This is a genomic window from Bacteroides sp. AN502(2024) (assembly GCF_041227145.1).
In the GTDB taxonomy this organism is placed as follows: domain Bacteria; phylum Bacteroidota; class Bacteroidia; order Bacteroidales; family Bacteroidaceae; genus Bacteroides.
In genome coordinates, this window is sequence record NZ_JBGFSP010000003.1 from 3,142,562 (window position 1) to 3,166,097 (window position 23,536).

The 23,536-nt window shown below is 43.4% G+C and carries 16 protein-coding genes; 11 read left to right on the top strand and 5 right to left on the bottom strand.

Translation table 11 applies throughout. The features are described 5' to 3' along the window. Positions 1-58: 58 nt before the first annotated feature. The 3 genes from AB9N12_RS12190 to AB9N12_RS12200 form a co-directional block, all read right to left on the bottom strand. Positions 59-1,777, bottom strand: a complete 1,719-nt coding sequence (locus AB9N12_RS12190; RefSeq protein WP_369892874.1) for a pectinesterase family protein — start codon at positions 1,775-1,777, stop codon at positions 59-61. 354 nt (positions 1,778-2,131) lie between these two features. Continuing rightward, complete coding sequence (locus AB9N12_RS12195) at positions 2,132-3,103, bottom strand: pectinesterase family protein (RefSeq protein ID WP_369892875.1); 972 nt, start codon at positions 3,101-3,103, stop codon at positions 2,132-2,134. A gap of 9 nt (positions 3,104-3,112) precedes the next feature. Continuing rightward, positions 3,113-4,312 (bottom strand): glycoside hydrolase family 88 protein, encoded by a 1,200-nt coding sequence (locus AB9N12_RS12200; RefSeq protein ID WP_369892316.1) that lies wholly within the window; start codon positions 4,310-4,312, stop codon positions 3,113-3,115. A gap of 302 nt (positions 4,313-4,614) precedes the next feature. On the opposite strand from AB9N12_RS12200, the gene AB9N12_RS12205 reads away from it, so the two are divergent. The 3 genes from AB9N12_RS12205 to AB9N12_RS12215 all read left to right on the top strand — a co-directional run bounded on the left by AB9N12_RS12205 (position 4,615) and on the right by AB9N12_RS12215 (position 8,741). Next, positions 4,615-6,018: a PTS galactitol transporter subunit IIC gene (locus tag AB9N12_RS12205; protein WP_369892317.1), complete on the top strand. Its 1,404-nt coding sequence runs from the start codon at positions 4,615-4,617 to the stop codon at positions 6,016-6,018. Between the two features lie 25 nt (positions 6,019-6,043). After that, a complete protein-coding gene (gene kduI / locus AB9N12_RS12210; RefSeq protein WP_369892876.1) occupies positions 6,044-6,964 on the top strand; it encodes a 5-dehydro-4-deoxy-D-glucuronate isomerase in 921 nt (306 codons plus the stop codon). Between the two features lie 259 nt (positions 6,965-7,223). Continuing rightward, positions 7,224-8,741, top strand: a complete 1,518-nt coding sequence (locus tag AB9N12_RS12215; protein ID WP_369892318.1) for an MFS transporter — start codon at positions 7,224-7,226, stop codon at positions 8,739-8,741. A gap of 266 nt (positions 8,742-9,007) precedes the next feature. Here the strand turns inward: AB9N12_RS12215 and AB9N12_RS12220 are convergent, their stop codons facing one another. Together AB9N12_RS12220 and AB9N12_RS12225 are read right to left on the bottom strand one after the other, a co-directional pair. Next, the gene (locus tag AB9N12_RS12220) at positions 9,008-10,366 is read right to left on the bottom strand and encodes a transposase (protein ID WP_369892319.1); all 1,359 of its coding nucleotides are present in this window, start codon (positions 10,364-10,366) and stop codon (positions 9,008-9,010) included. 266 nt (positions 10,367-10,632) lie between these two features. After that, entirely contained in the window at positions 10,633-12,288 is a 1,656-nt protein-coding gene (locus AB9N12_RS12225) for an IS1182 family transposase (RefSeq protein ID WP_369889341.1), read from the bottom strand. A 543-nt stretch (positions 12,289-12,831) separates the two neighbouring features. On the opposite strand from AB9N12_RS12225, the gene AB9N12_RS12230 reads away from it, so the two are divergent. From AB9N12_RS12230 to AB9N12_RS12265, 8 genes are all read left to right on the top strand, one after another. Next, positions 12,832-15,075: an aconitate hydratase gene (locus tag AB9N12_RS12230; RefSeq protein WP_369892320.1), complete on the top strand. Its 2,244-nt coding sequence runs from the start codon at positions 12,832-12,834 to the stop codon at positions 15,073-15,075. A 2-nt stretch (positions 15,076-15,077) separates the two neighbouring features. Beyond that, a complete protein-coding gene (gene icd / locus AB9N12_RS12235; RefSeq protein WP_369892321.1) occupies positions 15,078-16,268 on the top strand; it encodes an NADP-dependent isocitrate dehydrogenase in 1,191 nt (396 codons plus the stop codon). Positions 16,269-16,294: 26 nt separating this feature from the next. Then, positions 16,295-17,638, top strand: a complete 1,344-nt coding sequence (locus AB9N12_RS12240; protein ID WP_369892877.1) for a citrate/2-methylcitrate synthase — start codon at positions 16,295-16,297, stop codon at positions 17,636-17,638. 117 nt (positions 17,639-17,755) lie between these two features. Further along, positions 17,756-18,004 (top strand): PD-(D/E)XK nuclease domain-containing protein, encoded by a 249-nt coding sequence (locus tag AB9N12_RS12245; RefSeq protein ID WP_369892322.1) that lies wholly within the window; start codon positions 17,756-17,758, stop codon positions 18,002-18,004. A gap of 455 nt (positions 18,005-18,459) precedes the next feature. Further along, on the top strand, positions 18,460-18,951 hold the full coding sequence (locus tag AB9N12_RS12250) for a DNA-binding protein (RefSeq protein ID WP_369892323.1): 492 nt from the start codon (positions 18,460-18,462) through the stop codon (positions 18,949-18,951). A gap of 225 nt (positions 18,952-19,176) precedes the next feature. After that, positions 19,177-20,415, top strand: a complete 1,239-nt coding sequence (locus AB9N12_RS12255) for a WG repeat-containing protein (protein ID WP_369892324.1) — start codon at positions 19,177-19,179, stop codon at positions 20,413-20,415. A gap of 29 nt (positions 20,416-20,444) precedes the next feature. After that, positions 20,445-21,584, top strand: coding sequence for a hypothetical protein (locus tag AB9N12_RS12260; RefSeq protein ID WP_369892325.1), 1,140 nt, complete (start codon positions 20,445-20,447; stop codon positions 21,582-21,584). Positions 21,585-21,600: 16 nt separating this feature from the next. Next, positions 21,601-22,605 carry a hypothetical protein gene (locus AB9N12_RS12265; protein ID WP_369892326.1) on the top strand — a complete coding sequence of 335 codons (1,005 nt, stop codon included), beginning with the start codon at positions 21,601-21,603 and terminating at the stop codon, positions 22,603-22,605. The last annotated feature ends 931 nt before the right edge of the window (positions 22,606-23,536 follow it).

Consider the following 23,536-nt stretch of genomic DNA (forward strand, 5'->3'; position numbering starts at 1 on the left):
AAAATAACAGCATTTTAGCGTAATCTTTATCAGCTATTTAACAAGATGAATCAATTAATCAACGTTTCACATCCAGCAACTTATTCCCATCTTCCGAAGGATTCCACCCATCATCCCCAGCCAGAACAGTCTCTATCTCATATCCTTTCAAGTTCTTCAACTGGCGGGAGAAAGCGGCGCGCGCCTTCGGATTGGCTCCTTCACCCCGACTTTCATATTCGGCATAAAAGGCCGTTTTCTCGTTTTCCTTCTTCCCCCAGTTGTTCCACCCTTCGGGAAGAATGTGCTTTCCCATTTCGCAGCGGATAAATACAGCTTGTGCATACGGACGCCAGGGACGGGACAGATATACTCTCGTTGCCTCCGGTTCCGCAGTCAGTCGGCAGTCATAGAACACATAACCATAGGGAGTTCCTTTATCGGTAGAGGGAGCAGTCACGTAGCCGTCACGCTTGCTATGAATGTGGCAACGGTTGAAGACAGCCGTAGACCAACCGAAAATAAAATCGACAGTGCCTTCAATGTAGCAGTCTTCGTAATATTGGCGGCTCTGTTTGCCATAAGTGTAAAGGGTATCCTGAAAACCCAGGAAGCGGCAATTCTTGAAAAATGCACGGTCGGCAGAGACAAAACAGGCAACAGCTTGTCCTACGGGACCGGACGAATTCTCGAATGTGATATTCTCGGCATAAAAATCCGGAGCATAGATGTAACAGCCGGATGAACCGGAGGTTCCCATGTTCTCACCGAATACATTTTTCTTATTGGCGAAATCGTCATACGTCAATATCGTCCCTTCTTCTCCAATCAAAGAGATGTTAATCTTACTTTCAGGGATGACAATCTTTTCCTTGTAAGTGCCTTTACGAACCAGAATCCTGGTACGGATATGCTTACGAAAGTCAGGGACGGCATCGATTGCTTCCTGCACGGTAAAGAAATCACCGCTACCGTCTTGAGCCACTACATAATCATAATGACGAATATATTTCGCCAGTTCCGGAATCTCCTTGCCGATGGCATCTACTGCCAACCCGGCAATGGTTCGTGCTCCGTATACGTTTAAGTGAGTATTATCTTCCCGACCTTTCGGGAAAGCCGGCACTTGATTGGGCTCGACAAACATGAACAGCTTCTTTGATTCTACAGGCCCGAGCCCTTGCACCAGGTCATGGGTGAGCTTATTCATGTCTATGAAGGTCACTCCCAATTCTTTTGCCACATTGCGGGGAGCATCCAGATAGGCTCCATGAGTATCGAATAAAACGGTTCCCTCCTTCGGTTGTTCCCTTTCCCCCGGAGTGTGACGAATATCTTTTGCGATGGCATCATCCTTCGGTTGCACAAAGTTCCGACGGACAATCGAATTAAACAACACCGGTATTCCACCTTTGGCACGGGTTTCATTCACATACCGGCGAAGAATCTCATCGAAAGTACTTCCCGGATCGGTGTGACGGGCAGAGTCTGCTTTCTCGTCGTTATGACCGAACTGGATAAAAACGTAATCCCCTTTTTTCACTTTAGAAATGACCTTTTCCCAGCGCCCTTCACTGATAAAGCTCTTGGAACTGCGACCGTTGACGGCATGATTGTCTATCCGTATATCTTCAGAGAAGAATCCGGGAAGCACCATTCCCCAACCACGTTCGGGATTCCCACCGTCTATTTTCTTGTTAGCCATGGTCGAATCGCCTATCATGAAGATAGTGATAACCGGTTTGTCTGCACGAAATGCAGAAAAAAGAATGAAAACAGCTGCCAGCAGCCAGCACATTCTATGTCTTTGTGTCTTCATATTTATCTATAATTATAATACTACTCCCTATATAAAAAATCAATTTCCTCTATCACCTATCACCGGCATCCATCAAACGTTTTATTCATCGGTATTTGAAGAGGTGATAGGTTGTTTTTCAACCTATCACCCGATCTGTCACCTATCACCTTCAAGTTCTTGTGATACATGAGGTTGAAACAAACAGTTTCAAGGTGGAGGAACTGTAGTTTCAAGGCAGTGGAACTGTAGTTCCAAGCTGTAGAAACTATAGTTTCAATTTGGAGAAACTGTAGTTCCAAGGCTTGAAACAATAATCACAAGCCGGAGGGACAATCATTCGCCTTACCGGTTTCATTGACAAGGATACCAATTGCTACTTTCCTTAAAGATATTTTCCGGAGTATACTTCGCTACTTCCTTCTTTGTCAGCTGTTTGGTCCACGTTACACGTCCTGCCGTATCAGCTCCGGCACCGGTATTTCCAAATTCGGCATAACGAGCCGTTTTCTCGTTCTCCGGATTCCTCCAGTTATGCCATCCTTCGGGACGGATATGACTGCCAAACTCACAATTAATAAAGACCGTTGCCGCATAAGGACGCCACGGACGCCCCAAATATACTTTGTTCACTCCCGGAGCGGCTGTCAACTTACAGTTTTTGAAAACATAACCAAATTCTTCACTCTGAGGAGTGGAAGCGGCAGTGATATACGAATTACGCTTACTATGAAGTTCACAGTATTCAAACAGAGCGGTAGAGGGACCGAAAATAAAATCGGTAGTCCCCTCGATATAGCAATTCGTGAATAAGAGCCGTGCTCCTTCAGAGCCTGTATAAACCGTATCCTGATTCCCCAAGAAACGACAGTTGACAAACATCAGCCTGTCTCCTTCGGTATGAAGTGCCACTGCCTGCCCCAGAAGAGCCGCATTATTCTCAATCGTCAGGTCTTTGAAAGTAATATCGTTACCTTCCACCTTTACCGTATAGGTGCGGAACGTTCCCATCTTATTGATATTGGCATGATCATCGTATGTGACAATCGTTTTCTCTGCACTTTCGCCCACCAGCCGTACATTCTTTACCCAAGAAGGAATGACCAGTTTTTCTTTGTATAGGCCATTCTTGATATAAATTGTCACCGTATAATCCATAAAAGCGCGGACAGCTTCCACGGCTTCCTGAATATGGCGGTAGTCTCCCGTCCCGTCACGTGCCACCACCAATGTATCTTTGCGTTGCTGTTGTTGTGCATAAACAGATGTTGCTCCCACGCCGAGCAGAAGCCAACACATCATTCCTTTAAAAACACTTCTTTTCATCACCGGAAATTACTTTTGTAAACGTTCGTATTCCAAGCTAGCCTTAATAAAAGGTCCTACAGCTTTAGGATCGTTATTTCGGATAGTTTCATTAATATAATAGTCGTAATCACCGGAACGGTACACCTTTCCTCCCAATCCTGCTACTGCGCAAGCCTTGGTAATGGTAACCAATCCGTTTTTGTCCACTTCGATAAAATGATCGAGGAATCCTTGATAGCCTTTCAGAGCCACATCCAGATAAGACTTATCAATATATCCCAGACGGACCGCTTTAAAGAGCGCATAAATAAACATGGCGGAACAGGAAGACTCCACATAGTTTCCTTTATCACCACTCCTATCCATCACCTGATACCATCCGCCGGTTTTCGGGTCTTGAAGTTTCTCCACCTGTACAGCTACATTATTCAAGATATCCAGCAAAGAATCTCTTCCGGCTTCATGCAGCGGAATAAATTCGAGCGCATCCACCAACGCCATCGCATACCATCCCATTGCACGTCCCCAAGTATGTTTCGACTGTCCGGTCACCGGATCTGCCCACCGTTCGGTCCGACTTACATCACACGCATGACGATAAAGACCGTTCTTTGAATCGTATGTATGACGGGCACAAGTAACGAACTGATTGATTACATCCGCATAGTCTTGAGGAAGATTATGACGGAATGCATATTCCGCATAAAAAGGAGCTCCCATGTAAATTCCGTCCAGCCACATCTGATGAGGATAAATCTTTTTATGCCAGAAACCGCCGTCCTCATTGCGCGGCTGTCCTTCAAACTGGCTATAAAGCAAATCGAGCGCTTTCTTATATTTAGAATCCTTGGTCTGCTCATAAATACGGAAAAGGATTTTTCCGGAGTTAATACGGTCAAGACTATAATCAGTCAATTTATAAGCGGTAATGCTGCCGTCCTCATGCACCATTGTATCTGCATACGCAATGGCATAATCACGAATTTTCTTGTCACCATAAGCATCATACACATCAAGCATGGCTCCCAATTCAAGTCCGTGACAATAATCCCACTTCAATTTCGGTTGAAAATCGAGTTGCCAGGATTCCGGGCAACGGATCATCTCCGACTCGGTCATCCGCACAGACCAAGGAAGCTTATCGTCTACCTGTTGCGCCGATACCGGAACGGTCATTGCAACCAGCAGAGCCCATATAAAAAAATTAGAAAAAAGAGTTCGTCTCATGGTTTGTTATTTTAAGGATTAAACATACAAGTTTTTCACGCTACGAAAGTAGTGTTTTTCCTCCAAACCCGATAGGATTTTTTAATCAAGTAGGTGCATTTTTTGTTTTTCGTGCACGGAAACGACTATTTTTGTGCACGCAAACGTCAAAAACGTCCATTTTTTATGCAATATCTGATAAAATAAGAGTTTCGTTTTGGAAGAAAGCGGAAAAGGTCGTATTTTTGGCACGGTTTATAACTAATACCCTCTGGGGGAAACACAGGTAATTTATCATTAAAACAGAGAAAAAATAGAACAGAATGGAAGAAGTATTCAAGTACATTATCGGTCTTGGAGCGGCAGTAATGATGCCGGTCATTTTCACAATCTTAGGAGTATGTATTGGTATTAAATTCTCTAAAGCACTGAAAAGCGGCTTATTGGTAGGAGTCGGTTTCGTCGGTTTATCGGTTGTCACAGCGTTGCTTACCAGCAGCCTGGGTCCTGCACTAAGTAAAATGGTAGAAATCTACGGATTGGAACTGGGTATTTTCGACATGGGATGGCCTTCTGCAGCAGCAGTAGCCTACAATACCTCTGTCGGTGCTTTTATTATCCCGGTTTGTTTAGGTGTCAACTTACTGATGTTACTTACCAAAACAACCCGCACTGTCAACATCGACCTTTGGAACTACTGGCATTTCGCCTTTATCGGAGCGATTGTTTATTTTGCTTCCGACAATATTTTCTGGGGATTCTTTGCCGCAATCATCTGCTACATCATTACACTGGTCATGGCGGATATGACTGCTCCCGCTTTCCAGAAGTTCTATGATAAAATGGATGGTATCTCTATCCCGCAACCTTTCTGCCAGAGCTTCGTGCCGTTTGCTGTTGTCATCAATAAGCTACTTGATATGATTCCCGGATTCGACAAACTGAATATCGACTCCGAAGGTATGAAAAAGAAATTCGGATTGATGGGCGAACCGTTGTTTCTGGGTATCGTCATCGGTTGCGGTATCGGAGTATTGGGATGTGCCGGCTGGCAAGAAGTGGTGGATGGTATTCCGGGCATTTTAGGACTGGGCATCAAGATGGGTGCGGTCATGGAATTGATTCCGCGTATCACCGGTCTCTTCATCGAAGGTTTGAAACCGATCTCTGACGCTACCCGCGAGCTGATCGCTAAAAAATATAAAAACAGCACCGGTCTGAGTATCGGTATGAGTCCCGCACTGGTAATCGGACACCCGACTACGCTGGTAGTATCTCTCCTTTTAATTCCTGTCACCATCTTTTTGGCAGTGATCCTTCCGGGCAACCGCTTCTTACCGCTGGCCTCTCTGGCAGGTATGTTCTACTTGTTCCCGATGATTCTGCCTATTACAAAAGGTAATGTGGTGAAATCATTCATTATCGGTCTGGTGGCTTTGACAGTCGGACTGTATTTCGTCACAGGACTGGCAGACTTCTTCACACTGGCTGCCAAAGATGTATTTGCTGCAACGGGTGACCAGACAGTGAATATTCCCGCCGGTTTCGAAGGCGGAGCACTCGATTTCGCTTCCAGCCTCTTCTGCTGGAGTATCTTCCACCTGACTTACAGTCTGAAGATTATCGGTCCGGTCCTCCTTGTCGTGTTGGCACTCGGCATGGCTGTTTACAACCGTATCCGCATGACCCGGAATGACGCCAAAAATGCATCAACCCATAAAGAATAATATAAATCCTAATAAAAAAAAGATGATGAAAAAATTAGCAATTGCAATGATGTTGGGTATCGCAGCGATGTCTGCTTCTGCCCAGGTGAATTACAAGATGCAAGTGGCTTGCAGTCCGCAAGACGTGAAAACGTATGATACAAACCGCTTGCGTAGTAGCTTCCTGATGGAGAAAGTAATGGTTCCGAATGAAATCAACCTTACTTATTCGATGTACGACCGTCTGATCTTTGGCGGTGCAGTGCCTGCAACCAAAGAACTGGTTCTCGAAACAATCGATCCGCTGAAAGCTAAGTTTTTCCTCGAACGCCGCGAACTGGGTGTTATCAACATTGGTGGCGAAGGTATTGTAACGGTAGACGGTAAAGAATACACGCTGAAATTCAAAGAAGCCTTATATGTAGGAAGAGGCAAGCAGAAAGTGACTTTCAAGAGCAAAGATTCCGGCAATCCTGCCAAGTTCTACATCAACTCGGCAACTGCTCATAAAGAGTACAAAACTCAATTGATCACTATTGACGGACGCAAAGGCTCCCTGAAAGCTAATTCATTCGCTGCCGGAAAGATGGAAGAAAGTAATGACCGCGTTATCAACCAGCTGATTGTCAACAATGTACTTGAAGAAGGTCCTTGCCAATTGCAGATGGGATTGACGGAATTGAAACCGGGTAGCGTATGGAACACGATGCCGGCACATACTCACTCCCGTCGTGTGGAAGCATACTTCTATTTCAATGTACCGCAAGACAATGCTATCTGCCACTTCATGGGCGAACCTACAGAAGAACGTATCGTATGGATGCAGAACGAGCAGGCTATCATGTCACCGGAATGGTCTATCCATGCTGCTGCCGGAACAAGTAACTATATGTTTATTTGGGGTATGGCCGGTGAAAACCTCGACTATGGAGACATGGACAAGATCAAATATACAGAAATGCGCTAAACATCACGCATTCCTGTCCCATATATAATAATCCGAAAAACTTCATTCTTTTCTCTCGGAAGAGAAAGGGATGAAGTTTTCCGGATTTTAGATATTATTCCCCTAAGAACAAACACCTCGTTACCTAATTATATAAAATGTAACAAAACCTACATATAATGCAACGAATAATACATGATTTTGACCAATTTTTACAAATAAAATTCAGTCGAAATGCCGACCTTTGTCAGCGAAACAAAATCTATTTAAATCCACTATCATGAATGCATTTCAAAAAACAAGCAAAAAGATGACAAACTACAGGTGGACCATCTGTGCCATGCTATTTTTTGCTACTACAGTTAATTATCTCGACCGCCAGGTGCTTTCATTAACCTGGGATGAATTTATCAAACCGGAATTCCACTGGAACGAATCTCACTACGGTACCATTACTTCTGTTTTCTCCATAGTATACGCTATATGTATGCTATTTGCCGGTCGTTTTGTCGATTGGATGGGAACTAAAAAAGGATATCTCTGGTCTATCGGTGTGTGGTCGGCAGGTGCTTGTCTCCATGCTGTTTGCGGTATTATCACAGAAGCACAGGTAGGCCTTCATAGCGCAGCAGAATTGGCAGGTGCCACAGGAGATGTGGTGGTGATCATCGCTACAGTCAGTATGTATTGCTTCCTCGCCGCCCGCTGTATCCTCGCTTTAGGAGAAGCCGGCAACTTCCCTGCTGCAATCAAAGTAACTGCTGAATATTTCCCTAAAAAAGACCGTGCTTACGCCACATCTATCTTTAATGCCGGTGCTTCCATCGGTGCATTGATCGCCCCTCTTACCATCCCTATCTTAGCGAAGATGTTCGGTTGGGAAATGGCGTTTATCGTTATCGGTGGACTCGGTTTCATCTGGATGGGATTCTGGGTATTCATGTACGATGCCCCGTCAAAAAGCAAACATGTCAATCAGGCAGAACTTGACTATATCGAGCAAGACCGGCATGAAGCAGGTAGTGCACCGATAATAGAGGAAAAGGATGAAAAAAGAATGAAGTTCTGGCAATGTTTTAGTTACAAGCAAACATGGGCTTTCATCTTTGGTAAATTCACTACTGATGGTGTATGGTGGTTCTTCCTTTTTTGGACTCCGTCTTATCTGAATACTCAATTCGGTATCAAGACCTCCGATCCGCTGGGTATGGCATTGATCTTTACGCTTTATGCGGTGACCATGCTGTCTATCTACGGCGGTAAACTGCCTACTATCTTTATCAACAGAACTGGTATGAATCCGTATGCAGCCCGTATGAAAGCGATGTTAATCTTCGCCTTCTTCCCATTGGTTGTATTGTTGGCACAGCCGTTAGGTACGATTTCTCCATGGTTCCCGGTTATTCTGATCGGTATCGGTGGCGCTGCTCACCAGTCTTGGTCGGCCAACATCTTCTCTACCGTAGGTGATATGTTCCCCAGAACAGCCATCGCAAGTATCACCGGTATCGGTGGCATGGCAGGCGGCTTCGGCTCCATGATTCTTCAGAAAGTGGCAGGAAACTTATTCGTATATGCTTCCGGAACAACGATGGTTGACGGCAAAGAGGTGGAAATGACGAAAGAGTTGCTGGAACAGGGAGCGCAATTCGTACACCCTGCCATGACATTCATGGGCTTTGAAGGTAAACCTGCCGGATATTTCATCATTTTCTGCGTGTGTGCAGTAGCTTATTTGTTGGGTTGGTTCATCATGAAAGCACTAGTTCCGAAATACAAACCTATCGTATTGGATTAATTCCACATCTATAAATACTATCAACAAAAACGCAAGAGTAACCCGTCACCGGATTACTCTTGTGTCTTTGTTGACCCATTATTCAAGGAATATTCAGTAAATGTTCCCCCCAAATACCATGGCATATGAAGATGATAGAGTATAATCACTTCATATGCCATTATTATTGTCATTTTTCTGTATATTCTCATATACTCTTATCTGACAATACATGAAGTTCCGGAAGAAGTCTTCTGACCTCTTCTGATTCTTTCAGTAAACTCATATCATGCAGCTTTCCCCGTTCTGTTCCAGATCTTGTCAATCATCAGTATGGCATTTGCTGTATGTATTCCGAAGAAAATCCACAGGATTTCCGTCTTTTTGTTCCTTGCCTTTATCCTTGCGAGCGAGTAATGTTGCTTTTGAGTGCCGAAGCTTCCTTCAAGCCGTGTGGCCCTTTCTTTTGAGAGTTCGCTTCTAAGCACCTTCCTCAAAGGCTCATCTTTGCCCTCCCTTCCCTTGCGCACAAAGGATGTGGATATCCCATATTTAGTACAGAACTTTCTGTTGGCATTATTGGCATATATGGAATCGGCAGCCACACATCTTACCCTTACATTCATCAGCTTCTGCTGCATACGGATACAGTCCTTCAAGCGTATCCCCTCATTGAAAGCCTTGAACGAGAGGTGTTCGATGAACGATATGCCGTCTATCTGTATATTATTGACCTTTGCACCGAACTCGACGGACTTGGTTTCCTTGCCTCTGACGATGGGACGTACATAATGACGGTCGATGCTGATGATGCGGTCACTGACTTTTCGCCCTTCAAACATTTCCTTTTCCTGTACAAGCACCTTTCTGATGATGGAAAGACGCTTATGGTAATCCTGCGTATATCGGAGTAAAGCACCGTACTCGCTATGGAGCCCATCCCTTTGACTGAGGAGCTTTTCAAGAAGCTTGATCATACGGCGCTTAAGCATTCTTGTCCTTGAAGCTCTCCTCTTTCTTTTCTTGCAGTAGGACAGATAGGATTCCGCCACATTCCTGTATTTGTTGCGCGGACGCCTTATGCCCAGATCCCTGCAATGCCGGCATATATGCCTGTAGAGCCATTCGATGCTTTCCCAAAGGAGTTTCATGTCCGTAGGAAAACGCATGTGGCTCTCATAGCATGTGGCATCGGTCATGCAGACGTGAAGGTTATCAAGATAAGGTTTCCAGTGTGAAGCCAGGATCTCCTGGAAGGAATCAATGTCAAGGCGGGATGCTATCTCATTACGGATGGCACTGACTATCTTGAAGTTGGTTATGGGAAGGGACGGGGGGATCATGATTCCACAGAACATCTGGTAGTGTATGTTCCCGTTCAGATGTTCCACCAGTTTCCTGTCGGAGAATCCGGTGTATGCCTTCAGGACCATAAGGGCGATCTTTGCGGAAGGACTGAATATGTTCCTGCGGCCCAAACGTTGTTCAGACAGGCCTGCGGCTTTTGCCATACGATCAAATGGAAAGACCGAATGAAGCCTGCCAAGCTCACTCTCATGAAAACTCTTGCGGCATTTTTCCAGAATATCAAATTCTGTAAAGCCCAAAGTTGGGTGGATTTCTGAAATTTTTTGTATCTTAGCCATATCTTAGTTGGGGAATTTCCCCCGTTTGGGCCGTCAAACCTTGTTTTCGGGGGAATACCTAAAGATACTAAAAAGCCAACTAATTCGCAATAATTTGTGTATGAATTAGTTGGCTCATTTTATAATATTTAATGAATGTCCCTAATTAAGTAGGATAAATTATACAAGTTTGGAAAAGGGGGAGAGCAAACAGTTCTCGAAGGTGTGTCGTAATGAACGATACGCCTTCTTTTTTTCATCACCTATAAAGAATCAGTAAACCTTCTTCAAGCTGCGCTCTTTTGAAGATTTGTTTGATAAATGTGTTCCCCCCATCTGAAAAGAGCGGGTACAAGTTTATAAAACAGTTTAATCATCCAGTCTATACCTTCTTTTCTCATTTTTGCACACATCTTTTTTATATTGAAGGCAATGGCCAAGAATGCGAAGTCCATAAAGACCTTCTCCTTTCCAAAATGGCGGAAACGTTTGTAGTTCATATTATATTTTATTTGCCCGAACACAGCTTCCGGTTCTATACATCTTTGCCCTCTGTGTTTCAGTCCTTCTTCGGAACATAGTAATTCTTTGGCTTTCTGCCTGTATTTCCTGAGTCTGTGATTCAGTTCTATTGTCCTGTTTCCCTTTGCCTTAAAACATAGACATCTCAACGGACACCCTTCACATCTGACGGCTCTGTACCTGGCATTTTCGCTTACATATCCGGATGCAGTTTTCACATGCCCGGTTCCTGTCCTCCGCATCTTTTGTCCCATGGGGCAGATGCAATAGTCATGTTCTTCATTGTAATAGAAGTTTTCGGCCTTGAACGGATTCGGTTTGAATCCGGGTCGCTGTTCCATGTGGAAGTAGTTGTATTTGACGTAGGCTTCCATATCGTTTTCAGACATGAAACGGTAATTTTCCTCAGAACCATATCCGGAGTCGGCAACCACCATATGGGCCAATCTGTCGTATCTGCCTGAAAAGGATTGCAGGAAAGGTATCATGGTCAGTGTATCCGTAGGATTGGAGAAAAGAGCGAAGTCGGTAATGAATTGGTTCTCGGTACCGATCTGAAGGTTGTAGCCGGGTTTTGTCTGCCCGTTACGCATGGCGTCCTCCTTCATCCTCATAAAAGTGGCATCCTTGTCTGTCTTGGAATAGGAGTTGCGAGCTTGCAGATTTTCCAGATGACCGTCGTATTCCTGCAGTTTATCTCTGTGTTCTTCCAGCTCCTTGAGCTGTTTGCGTTTCTTTTTCAGTGCAGTCTTTTCCTCTTTCGTGCAAGGATCGGGAGCCTGTGCAAGTGCATTACGTAATTCTCCCGCCATTTCGGTCAGCATAGTCGGAGTAAACTCTATCCCCTCATTGGTCTCTGATGATTTCTCCTGAGCGATGAACTCGTCTATCTGACCTAATAGTACATGTATTTTCTTCATCAGGCGTTCACGGTTCCGTTCGACCGTTTTTCTCCAGACGAAAGTGTACTTGTTTGCCTTGGATTCGATTTTTGTACCGTCAATGTATTCCACATTCAGGCTGATGAAACCTTTGGAAGAAAGCAGAAGTACGGTTTGGGTAAACACCTCGTTGATTTCCTTCTTCACCCGGTTGCGGAATCGGTTGATGGTAATGAAATCCGGTTTCTCGTATCCGGCCAGCCATATATAATGGATATCACGATGGAGTAGCTTTTCTATTTTCCGGCAGGAGTAGATGTTGTTCATGTAGGCATACAGAATAACCTTGAGCATCATTCGGGGATGGTAAGCACTACGGCCGCATTCCTTGTATAACTTTCTGAAACCTTCAAGATTCAGGCTTTCAACCAGAACGTCAACCATGCGAACCGGATCGTTTTCTGCAATATCCTCATCGATTCTCCCAGGAAAAAGCACTGTTTGGTTGGGAATGTAAGGACGAAAATGTATCTTTGTCATAGTGTAAATTTTATGCTTAAAGATACAAAATCTTTAGGTAATAACAAAGCCCCTGCTTGTGAAAGTCGGGGCTTTGGGCAAAAAAAGAAGGTGCGCATTTTGACACACCTTCTTAAAAAATGAACAAATGAGGATTTCTAAATATCTCTTTTCAAAAAACATGGATTATATGGACAAACAAATGCAGGTTTATGTTTATGCTTTGCGGCATTAGATGTAGCCACTCATTCTTCGTAAATCATTCAGGAATTCTATCTGTCCGTTCTCGTTGCACGTACGAGACTGATGAAAATAACGTCCCACTCTTGTTCCGGTGGAATCAGATCGAAATCAATTCTTTCATCCAGTATCCGTTCTTTGTCGCTCCATTCGATATATGCTTCTTACTCCAGCAGTAATAGATTAGTTCCTTACTTGTTGATGTGTCCGAAGCTTTCACCTCCAAAATCTTCGTTCTGTGTAGAAAAAACATTTCATTTTCTTAAACATTACTTGAACGCCGTTCGTTATTGTTATAGATAGACTCATAAAAGATAAAGCAATATGGTATATGATGTGACTATGTTAGAAGCTTTCTACACTGCTTACAAAGGAAAAGTAGAACACGTACGGGCTATATTGAAACGCCCCTTGACGTTGGCCGAGAAAATCTTGTATGCTCATCTGTATGATGTAGCCGATTTGAAAGATTACAAAAGGGGGGTGGATTATGTGAATTTTCGTCCCAACCGTGTAGCTATGCAGGATGCGACTGCACAGATGGCATTGCTCCAATTTATGAATGCAGGTAAGGATCAGGTGGCTGTGCCCTCAACAGTACATTGCGATCACTTGATACAGGCGTACAAAGGTGCAAAGGAAGATATTGCTACGGCAAGATTGACCAATGAAGAAGTATATGGTTTCCTTCGCGATGTGTCTTCCCGTTACGGCATTGGTTTTTGGAAACCGGGAGCGGGTATTATCCATCAGGTAGTACTTGAAAACTATGCTTTCCCAGGTGGTATGATAGTGGGAACAGATTCTCATACTCCTAATGCAGGTGGACTGGGTATGGTGGCCATTGGCGTCGGTGGTGCGGATGCAGTGGATGTAATGACAGGAATGGAGTGGGAACTGAAAATGCCGAAGATTATTGGTGTTCGTCTGACCGGAAAACTAAGTGGATGGACCTCTCCGAAAGATGTGATCTTGAAGCTGGCTGGCATCCTTACCGTAAAAGGGGGAACGAATGCTATTATCGAATATTTTGGTCCCGGAACCGAATCTCTTTCTGCTACCGGGAAAGCTACCATTTGCAATATGGGTGCCGAAGTCGGAGCTACTACCTCTTTGTTTCCGTTTGACAGGCGTATGGCTACCTATTTGAGAGCTACAGGAAGAGATTGTGTGGTTGATTGGGCTGAAGCTGTCGATGCCGATCTTCGTGCGGATGATGTAGTGACTGATGAACCGTCCAAATATTACGATCGTGTGATTGAAATAGATTTGTCAGAACTCGAACCTTATATAAACGGACCGTTTACACCGGATGCTGCTACTCCTATTTCTGAATTTGCAGAAAAAGTCTTATTGAACGGCTACCCCCGTAAAATGGAGGTGGGCTTGATCGGTTCATGTACCAATTCTTCGTATCAGGATTTGAGTCGTGCAGCTTCTTTGGCAAAACAGGTCACAGAAAAGAATTTGAGTGTCGCTGCTCCGCTGATTATCAATCCGGGTTCGGAGCAAATCCGTGCTACTGCCGAAAGAGACGGTATGATTGAAGCCTTTGAACGATTGGGGGCTACGATGATGGCAAATGCCTGTGGACCTTGTATCGGGCAGTGGAAACGTCAGACGGACGATCCGACACGGAAAAACTCAATTGTCACCTCTTTTAATCGTAACTTTGCAAAACGTGCTGACGGTAATCCGAATACTTATGCGTTTGTAGCTTCTCCGGAACTGACGATGGCATTAACGATTGCCGGTGACCTCTGTTTCAATCCATTGAAAGACAGGTTGGTGAACCATGATGGAGAAAAGGTGAAACTTTCTGAACCTGTAGGGGATGAACTTCCTTTAAAAGGATTTACATCCGGAAACGAGGGATATATTGCCCCACACGGAGCAAAAACGGAAATCAAGGTGAAGGCCGATTCTCAACGTCTCCAGCTCCTGAAGCCTTTCACGGCATGGGACGGATTGGATTTACTGAATATGCCTTTGCTGATTAAGGCACAAGGAAAATGTACTACCGACCATATTTCTATGGCAGGTCCGTGGCTTCGTTTCCGCGGACACTTGGAGAATATCTCTGACAATATGCTGATGGGGGCTGTCAATGCTTTTAATGGTGAAACGAACAACGTTTGGAATCGTTTAACAAATGCTTACGAGACAGTTTCCGGTACGGCTAAGATGTATAAGTCCGAAGGTATTCCGTCTATTGTTGTTGCCGAAGAGAATTATGGGGAAGGTTCCAGCCGTGAACATGCAGCTATGGAGCCGCGCTTTCTCAATGTACGTGTCATTTTGGCTAAGAGTTTTGCCCGTATCCATGAAACGAATCTGAAAAAACAGGGAATGCTTGCTCTTACTTTTGTAGACAAGGCAGACTATGATAAGATTCAGGAACACGATCTTTTGTCGGTATTGGGTTTGGTCCATTTCGCACCAGGTCGCAAGTTGACGATTGTTCTTCATCATGAAGACGGAACGGAAGAAAGTTTTGAAGTACAACATACATATAACGAACTGCAGATAGCTTGGTTCCGTGCCGGTTCTGCTTTAAATACAAGATAAAAATGAGTAAGATAACTATGCAAGTAGATGGTACGCTACTGGTACCCAATGTGCCTACCGTACCTTATATTACCGGTGATGGAGTAGGAGCGGAAGTGACTCCAGCCATGCAAGCTGTAGTGGACGCAGCTATCCGGAAAGCTTATGCCGGCAAGCGTCGTATTGAATGGAAAGAAGTGCTGGCAGGAGAGCGTGCCTTTCATAAGACTGGTTCCTGGTTGCCGGATGAAACAATGGAAACCTTTCAGGAATACCTGATAGGTATTAAAGGTCCGTTGACAACTCCTGTCGGAGGTGGAATCCGGTCGTTGAATGTAGCGCTGCGTCAGACACTTGATTTATATGTTTGTCTTCGTCCGGTTCGTTGGTATCAGGGAGTGCAGTCGCCTGTCAAATCACCTGAAAAGGTGAATATGTGCGTATTCCGTGAAAATACGGAAGATATTTATGCGGGAATAGAGTGGGAAGCCGGTACACTGGAAGCTGAGAAGTTCTATAAATTTCTGAAAGACGAAATGGGGGTAACAAAAGTCCGTTTTCCGGAAACCTCTTCGTTTGGTGTGAAACCCGTATCACGTGAAGGCACGGAGCGTCTTGTGCGTGCTGCCTGCCAATATGCGCTTGACCATCATTTGCCTTCCGTAACATTGGTACATAAAGGAAATATCATGAAGTTCACTGAAGGTGGTTTTAAAAAATGGGGGTATGAGCTGGTACAGCGTGAATTTGGCAATGCTTTGGCAGATGGCAGACTGGTGATAAAAGATTGCATTGCCGATGCTTTCTTACAAAATACACTCCTGATTCCCGAAGAGTATTCAGTGATAGCTACCTTAAACCTGAATGGAGACTATGTTTCCGACCAACTGGCAGCCATGGTAGGCGGTATCGGCATCGCTCCGGGAGCAAACATTAACTATCGGACAGGATATGCTATTTTTGAAGCGACTCACGGAACAGCTCCCAACATTGCAGGAAAAGATGTGGTGAATCCTTGTTCTATTATACTTTCGGCAGTAATGATGCTCGAATATATTGATTGGAAAGAAGCGGCTGTTCTGATAGAAACTGCTTTGGAACAAAGTTTCCTCGATGCTCGTGCCACACAGGATTTAGCTCGTTTTATGCCGAATGGAACCTCTCTCTCAACTTCCGCTTTCACTCGTGAGATTGTGGAAAGAATAGAAAAATAAAAGCTACGAATAAAAAACGAAGAATGATGAAAAAAGAATACTTGATTTACAAGCTTTCCGAGTATATGAAGGAAGCTACCCGGATTGATAATGAGTTGTTCCCGAAGTTTGATGTGAAGCGCGGATTGCGTAATGAAGACGGCACAGGAGTGTTGGTTGGCTTGACTAGAATTGGTAATGTAGTAGGTTATGAACGTATTTCGGGTGGTGGATTAAAGCCCATACCTGGAAAATTATTTTACCGTGGTTATGACGTGGAAGATATTTCACACGCCATCATCAAGGAGAAACGCTTCGGCTTCGAAGAAGTAGCTTATCTGTTGCTCTCCGGCCGTCTGCCGGATAAGGAAGAACTGCTCTCTTTCCGTGAACTGATTAACGACAACATGCCGTTGGAACAGAAAACGAAAATGAATATTATCGAATTGGAAGGAAACAACATTATGAATATCCTTTCGCGCAGCGTACTCGAAATGTATCGCTTTGATGTGAATGCGGATGATACTTCCCGCGATAATCTGATGCGTCAGAGTATTGAACTGATTTCGAAATTCCCCACCATCATTGCTTATGCTTACAATATGTTGCGTCATGCAACTTTCGGGCGTTCCTTGCATATCCGTCATCCTCAGGAGAAACTTTCTATTGCCGAGAACTTCCTGTACATGCTGAAAAGAGACTATACCGAATTGGATGCACGCACCCTTGATTTGTTACTGATTCTCCAGGCAGAGCATGGTGGTGGTAATAATTCCACTTTCACTGTTCGAGTTACCTCTTCTACTGGAACGGATACTTATTCGGCTATTGCCGCAGGTATCGGTTCGTTGAAAGGACCGCTTCACGGAGGTGCAAATATTCAGGTTGCTGATATGTTTCATCATTTGAAAGAAAATATCAAAGACTGGACAAGTGTGGATGAGATAGACACTTACTTCACCCGAATGTTGAATAAAGAAGTGTATAATAAGACCGGATTGATCTATGGCATCGGACATGCCGTTTATACGATTTCCGACCCTCGTGCTCTTCTGTTGAAAGAATTGGCTCGTGATTTGGCCTATGAAAAAGGAAGAGAGAGCGAATTTGCTTTTCTCGAACTGTTGGAAGAGCGTGCTATCGAAACTTTCAGGCGTGTTAAAAACAACGGGAAAACAGTATCCAGCAATATCGACTTTTATTCGGGCTTCGTGTATGAAATGATCGGTTTGCCGCAGGAGATTTTCACTCCTCTGTTTGCTATGGCACGTATTGTAGGTTGGTGTGCTCACCGTAATGAAGAATTGACCTTCGAAGGTAAGCGAATTATCCGCCCGGCTTATAAGAATGTACTTGATAAGTTGGCTTATATTCCAATCAAGAAACGTTGATAAGAATCAATCTTTTTATTGCTATCTAACCGTTATGTTGGCAGACCTCGCTTTTGATGGGCGTTCTTCGAGTCTGTTGCCCATACTTATCGCGAAAATTTATCTGTACGCGATGGTATGGAAGGAGAAAGAAACCTACAAGGGCTTCTTAAAGCCTATCTTGTGCTTGCTTCCTACTACTTGGTGGAACCAGAGCTGGAGATGAACTATGGTTTTTGTGATTTCTTTCTTCTGCCCGACAAACAGCGTTATCCCGACATAAAACATATCTATATCATCGGACTGAAATATGCAGCCCGCACAGCTACCGATGCCGAACTTAGTGCGCAAGCCCGAAGAAAGACGTCACCAACTTCTTCAATATAGTGAAGATAAAATAGCCTGCCAATTAGTAAACGGCACCACTCTTCACCGATTGCTTATTCAATCTCGGGGTGAGATATGGTGAAATTCGAGGAAATATAAAACTATTTATTCTTGATTAGAGATAAATCTTTAATTATTTGATTTATTTCTATTCTTAATTATTGCGTTTCATAAAAAGATATTTTATCTTTGCTGACATGTAAAAGAATAAGCTACTATGAATACACATAAATATGAAAACAATGTTAAATACTTGCATATGTGGAATGTTTGTATAACACACACACACACACACACACACACACACACACACACACACACACATTCTTTACTAGTTCTATAATCTCAACATATTTACGAAACGTCAGTCATGTTACCACGAATCTTTTAAGATCTGCGGTGGCTACTCATGTTTATATATTATCTCAAATATTAATCATTAAAACAGAAAAATCATGAGTATCTTGATTAAACCTGTCCAGCGGAAGAATCCACAGAAGCAGGACGAAGCTCCGAAGTGGTATCCGGTACAGTCCACCGTAAAATTGGTGGACGAAAACGAAGTAGCGGAACTATTGTCCGATGAAACAACATTGAATCCGATGGAAGCGGCGATGGCCATTCGTCAATTGGGTAAAATCATCCGCCGCCTTTTGCTCGACAGCAAAAGCGTGCGCTTGGGAAACTGGGCGACCCTTTCCGTGACGCTTTCCAGCGAAGGGAGTGACACGAAAGACGCTTTGACTGTACGGAACATTAAGTCCATTAACACCAATTTCCAACCGAGTGCAGATCTTCATGCAGACTTGCAAAAGGCGGATTTTGTCTGGTTGGATAAAATCATGAAAGGTCAGGATAGTTCAGACGGAGGTAACACCGGTAGTGAACCGGAGGAACCGGATGGCGGCGGCGACGGTGGAGGTGAAGCTCCTGATCCGGTAACTTAATTGAGAAGCCGCGCAACCCGGTATGGTGAAGTTGTGCAACCCGATGTATGATAGTTGCGTAACTTGCTTCCAAAGGTTGCGCAACTAGTCGGATAGGGTTGCGCGACTTTCCGAATGGAGTTGCTCAACTCTGATAAACAAGTCGCGTGACTTCGGGAAATAGGTTGCGCGACTTTAGTAAACAGTTTCCGTAGTATGTAGTTTCTATACAAATAAAAGAAAGGTATGAAAAGTAAGATTACAAAAATGATTGCGTCCTTCGCTGTTCTTTTGTTGGCGGCAGGATGCAGAAATAGTAGTGAAAACACTAAATTACTGGAAGATATAGAACTCATTCCGGTACGTATGAGTGAGGTGAAAGGTGATTTAAGAACAACTTATGTGACCTTGGATGGCAAGCAAGCATTTGATAAGCGATTCTTTGATGCAGACTTTTTTTCGGACGGATTGGCTAAGGTTACAACACTGGTTGATGAACAATATTTGCAGACCAGTTTCATTAATACCAAGGGAGAAACCGTATTTGATGCTCCTTATAAGAACGTTACCGGTTTTTGGAATGGACGGGCCTGGGCAAAAAAAGAAGACTCTGTCGTAGCATTGAATACCAAAGGTGAAGAGGTTTTCGTGCTCGACGGAACTCCGAAGACCATGTTTAATGCGGATGGGAAAGCGATGGTTAAGACTAAAGACGGAAACTACGGCATTGTAGATAAGAGCGGTGCGGTCAGTCTTCTGGCGGATACGCTTACTGTAGTTACAAGTTTTCCTATTATTTATGCCAATCGCTTGGTGGTTAGGAATAAACACGGCAAAGAGGGGATAATTGACCTTAGAGGAAATGTAATTGTGGATTTTGGCGTTTATACTAATATTTCCCCTTATGATATCAACGGTTGTGCATTAGTGTCAGTGGATGGGGAATCTATATGGGTAGACAAGGACGGAAAGAAACTTGCGGATGAAGAGTTCGGTATTTCTCAATTAGGAAGATTCCATGGGCACTGTGATGGGGACCTGTATGTGTATGTGGGTAGTGGACAGGTAGATTATTATCCTTGTACGTTCTACCACAGTTGGCGTGACAAAAATGGTAAAGAAGTGGGAGAGCTTGCCGACTTGGGAAGAGTAGCCAAAGAAGCCGCTTACGTAGGAGGGATCTTTCAGGGATTCTATGGAAGCGAGTATGCTTATTGGGGAAACTTCCGCATAGATCGTAAAGGGAATGTTACAGAAATGCCTTTTAAGAAAGCTGTTTCTCCATTAATTGGAGGTAAAGTTTTGTTTGCCAAATTCCTCGATGATGAGAAAAATGAAAAAAACGGTTTATTCAGCAAAGATGGAGAACTATTGAACGATGTCGTTTCCTTGCGTATTGATATAAGGGATTTGGGAGGTGACCGTAAAGGCGTAGGTTGCGGAGCTCCTTACGTAGATACAGAATTGGTTACGCGGGGGTATTAATTGAAATATAATGGATGAAACACCTAATCATGAAAATAAAATATAGATATTTTGTAAGTATTGCTATCATAATACTTGCTTCCTGTAGCGATCCGGAAGATCCAAATGATATTTATGTATGTGGAAATTCTTCTAATACTACTGCCTTTTACTGGGTAAATGGCGCGCAGACACCGTTGAGTCCGGAATATCCTGTGGTTCAAGTGTCATGCATTCAAGTAGTGGACAATGATATTTATTGTGGCGGTTACATCCGTGAACAAAACGGCGGTAACGCTACTGCTGCATGCTGGAAAAATGGTAAAATCATTCTCCTTACCGATGGCTCCTGTACTGCTTATGTTCATGATTTTTGTGTGAAAGGCGGGATTATTTACTGCGTTGGTAATGAATACGACGGTCCCAAAAAGAAAGTTCCTCGTTTTAAGTACAGCATAGATTATGATGTTGTGCGTTATAGCCGTGCTAAACTTTGGCGTATTCGAGACGGAGAGAAAACTCCTTTTGATGAACTAACTTTAACTCCCGGTGAGAGACATGGTTCGGTGGAAAGTGTTTACATGGATCCCGAAGGTGTGCTCCATCTGGCAGGATATGACGAAGGTGTGAACGGACGGGTGATTGGAACATTAGGTTGGAATTATGAATCGCGGTATTGGCAGTGGAAGGACGGAGCGCTTGTCAGCGTAGAACACCCATTCCGATATTGCAGTCAGGCAACAACAGTATTTGGCTCAGGAACTGACATTTTTATTGGTGGGTGGGTGGACAAAGACCTACAGAGTACCGGTGGATTTGAAGCACTTTATAAGAAAGATGGTTGGGAGAAAATTCTTCCAGATGCTTTTGAAGTCACCATTGAAGATGGTTGGACAAATGGTTCCGAGTGGTATATGTGCGGGTACGATAATGGTTACAATGATGTCCCTCACGCATACTACTACAAAAACGGTCAGCCTGTCGAGCTTTATGAATTTGAATCTGCAGTTCCTTCGGCAATTCATTCCATAGCCGTTGTTGGCAAAGATGTCTATATGTCCGGACATTATGCCAATAGTGCGGGTTATTGGAAAAACGGAAAGTTCATTGGTTTGGAAGGCGTTAATGGAGATGCCACCGGTATAGTTGTGATTCCTTCAAAAACAAATAGAGTAAACGAAACTCACTAATTAAATACTTGCTATTATGAATAATATAAATTTAAAAATATTTTTCATGGTAAATGTCTTTCTGCTGGTACTTGTTGTGGGTGGTTTCACCAGTTGCATGCCAAAAGACGAAATTGTTGAAGTTGTTAATAATTATCAATTGCGTAAAAAGCCTGGCGACGAATATTTTGCTATCTATATGTCCTTTAAACAAGACGGAAAAGAGATAGCGGAGCCTGAAGTCCGAAGCGAAGCTATCTTTGACGGCACCTTCGAGCCTCTTAATATACAGGAAGTGAAAAACAGCGATATGATGTTTATACTTCCCGCTTCGGGTAAGAAATACCTTATGGATGGTTTTTCCGGTACTCTTATGCTCGAAGGTAACCCTTTCCTTCGTTATGAAAAAGATAATGCCGGTGGACTCTATTTCGTAACTTCGGCAGGACTTTATTTTATGGCAAATGTTCAGGGATTACCATCCAAAGTAGACCAATATTACCGCACTGGAACTCGGAAAGATACTTTTATCTATCGACTTGGCAACAAATGGGGAGTATATCAAGTCCTTGTCAAAAGTGGAATAAGTGTTTTTCAATCACCAGCATTACGCTATATAGAAATACTTCCTGCGGTGTTTGATAAAATCCGATTGATTTCAGGTGATGGTGCCCATCATTTTGTTGCTCAAAGGGATGGCAAGTGGCAAATTTATGATGGCTGGGGACGTCGGCGGTATCTGTGCGTTGGCGTATTTGACAATACATATCGTCTGAATACCTATTCTCCTAACGCTGCTGGAGAAAGAAATGTGACTAATGGATATATCAAGAATATTTTGAGTATTCCTATTGATAGCCAAGAGAAATATATCCCCTATCTTCGTACCAAATGCACTTATTCTGGTGATAACAATGTTGGTATTATTAGACTTACAACTCATAATGACAAATACCAAAGCTTTTTCACTGCGGGGGATGATCATTCCATTTACTCTCTTCCTTGGGAGGACGAGGATGTAAATGCTGAATATCACTATTGAAGTAACTGAAAATCATATTAGTACATACAACTTATGGAAAATATTTATTGGAAAAGACAGTCGGCACGCTGATAGGTGCAATTAGGGGGGCAATAGAGATTTAGTGGGGATACCCATAAAGTCTGGCAATGCAGCAAATGAAGAAATTCTTGTCGATTACGTCCCTTAGGTTGGATCGGAAAAGTTTACTCCGGGCGTTGGACGATTCAGTCATGGCGTTTGAAGCCCTGCTGTTATAAAAGTTCAGGGTGTCCTCATCGTATTCAAACGGATCTTCTCCGATACCCTTGTTTTTACCTGATTAAAGCATCGCTTTAGCCGGTCTAAAGCGATGCTTTTCATTCCCTAAAGCTATGCTTTAGAGAGTTAATCAGAGATACATTCATTCCGAAAGTTTGATGTACCAACGAGTATTATTACCGATCCTCTCCCTATCGATTTCGTCAATTCCTCTTTCAACCTATCACCATCGTCCTGAAACTCTTTATTCATCGTATTTACAGAGCGGTGATAGGTTGTTGTTAACCTATCACCGCATCTGTCACCTATCACCGCCTATTTTTTGAAAGCCCTTTTTGTTTCAAGAAGTTTCAATTGCTTGAAACACTTTGTTTCAAAGCGCTGAACACTTTGTTTCAAGGCGCTGAACACTTTGTTTCAAAGCGTTGAACACTTTGTTCCAAGGCACAAAAACACTTTGTTTCAAGGCACAAAATTTTTTAAATTGACTGTTTACAGTGTCCGACTTATGTGTTTATCACAAAGACGAATAATAAAATTCCTATATACTTTTTATCCCCCTATTCATTCCGATAGTTTCTGAATGTAATTTGGGGGATATTTTTTATATGGTGCAAAAGAGTGTTTCTCCATACCATTGAAATTAAAAACTTTCTACACACCATCGAGTTTTATTTAAGAAGTTTTGTGC

Coding starts and splice junctions, on each gene's coding strand:
- AB9N12_RS12205 (WP_369892317.1), top strand. CDS start 4,615: ATGGAAGAAGTATTCAAGTACATTATCGGTCTTGGAGCGGCAGTAATG.
- AB9N12_RS12265 (WP_369892326.1), top strand. CDS start 21,601: ATGAATAATATAAATTTAAAAATATTTTTCATGGTAAATGTCTTTCTG.
- AB9N12_RS12255 (WP_369892324.1), top strand. CDS start 19,177: ATGAAAAGTAAGATTACAAAAATGATTGCGTCCTTCGCTGTTCTTTTG.
- kduI (WP_369892876.1), top strand. CDS start 6,044: ATGAAAAAATTAGCAATTGCAATGATGTTGGGTATCGCAGCGATGTCT.
- AB9N12_RS12245 (WP_369892322.1), top strand. CDS start 17,756: ATGGAAGGAGAAAGAAACCTACAAGGGCTTCTTAAAGCCTATCTTGTG.
- AB9N12_RS12250 (WP_369892323.1), top strand. CDS start 18,460: ATGAGTATCTTGATTAAACCTGTCCAGCGGAAGAATCCACAGAAGCAG.
- icd (WP_369892321.1), top strand. CDS start 15,078: ATGAGTAAGATAACTATGCAAGTAGATGGTACGCTACTGGTACCCAAT.
- AB9N12_RS12190 (WP_369892874.1), bottom strand. CDS start 1,777: ATGTGCTGGCTGCTGGCAGCTGTTTTCATTCTTTTTTCTGCATTTCGT.
- AB9N12_RS12260 (WP_369892325.1), top strand. CDS start 20,445: ATGAAAATAAAATATAGATATTTTGTAAGTATTGCTATCATAATACTT.
- AB9N12_RS12215 (WP_369892318.1), top strand. CDS start 7,224: ATGAATGCATTTCAAAAAACAAGCAAAAAGATGACAAACTACAGGTGG.
- AB9N12_RS12230 (WP_369892320.1), top strand. CDS start 12,832: ATGGTATATGATGTGACTATGTTAGAAGCTTTCTACACTGCTTACAAA.
- AB9N12_RS12240 (WP_369892877.1), top strand. CDS start 16,295: ATGAAAAAAGAATACTTGATTTACAAGCTTTCCGAGTATATGAAGGAA.
- AB9N12_RS12200 (WP_369892316.1), bottom strand. CDS start 4,312: ATGAGACGAACTCTTTTTTCTAATTTTTTTATATGGGCTCTGCTGGTT.
- AB9N12_RS12225 (WP_369889341.1), bottom strand. CDS start 12,288: ATGACAAAGATACATTTTCGTCCTTACATTCCCAACCAAACAGTGCTT.
- AB9N12_RS12195 (WP_369892875.1), bottom strand. CDS start 3,103: ATGAAAAGAAGTGTTTTTAAAGGAATGATGTGTTGGCTTCTGCTCGGC.
- AB9N12_RS12220 (WP_369892319.1), bottom strand. CDS start 10,366: ATGGCTAAGATACAAAAAATTTCAGAAATCCACCCAACTTTGGGCTTT.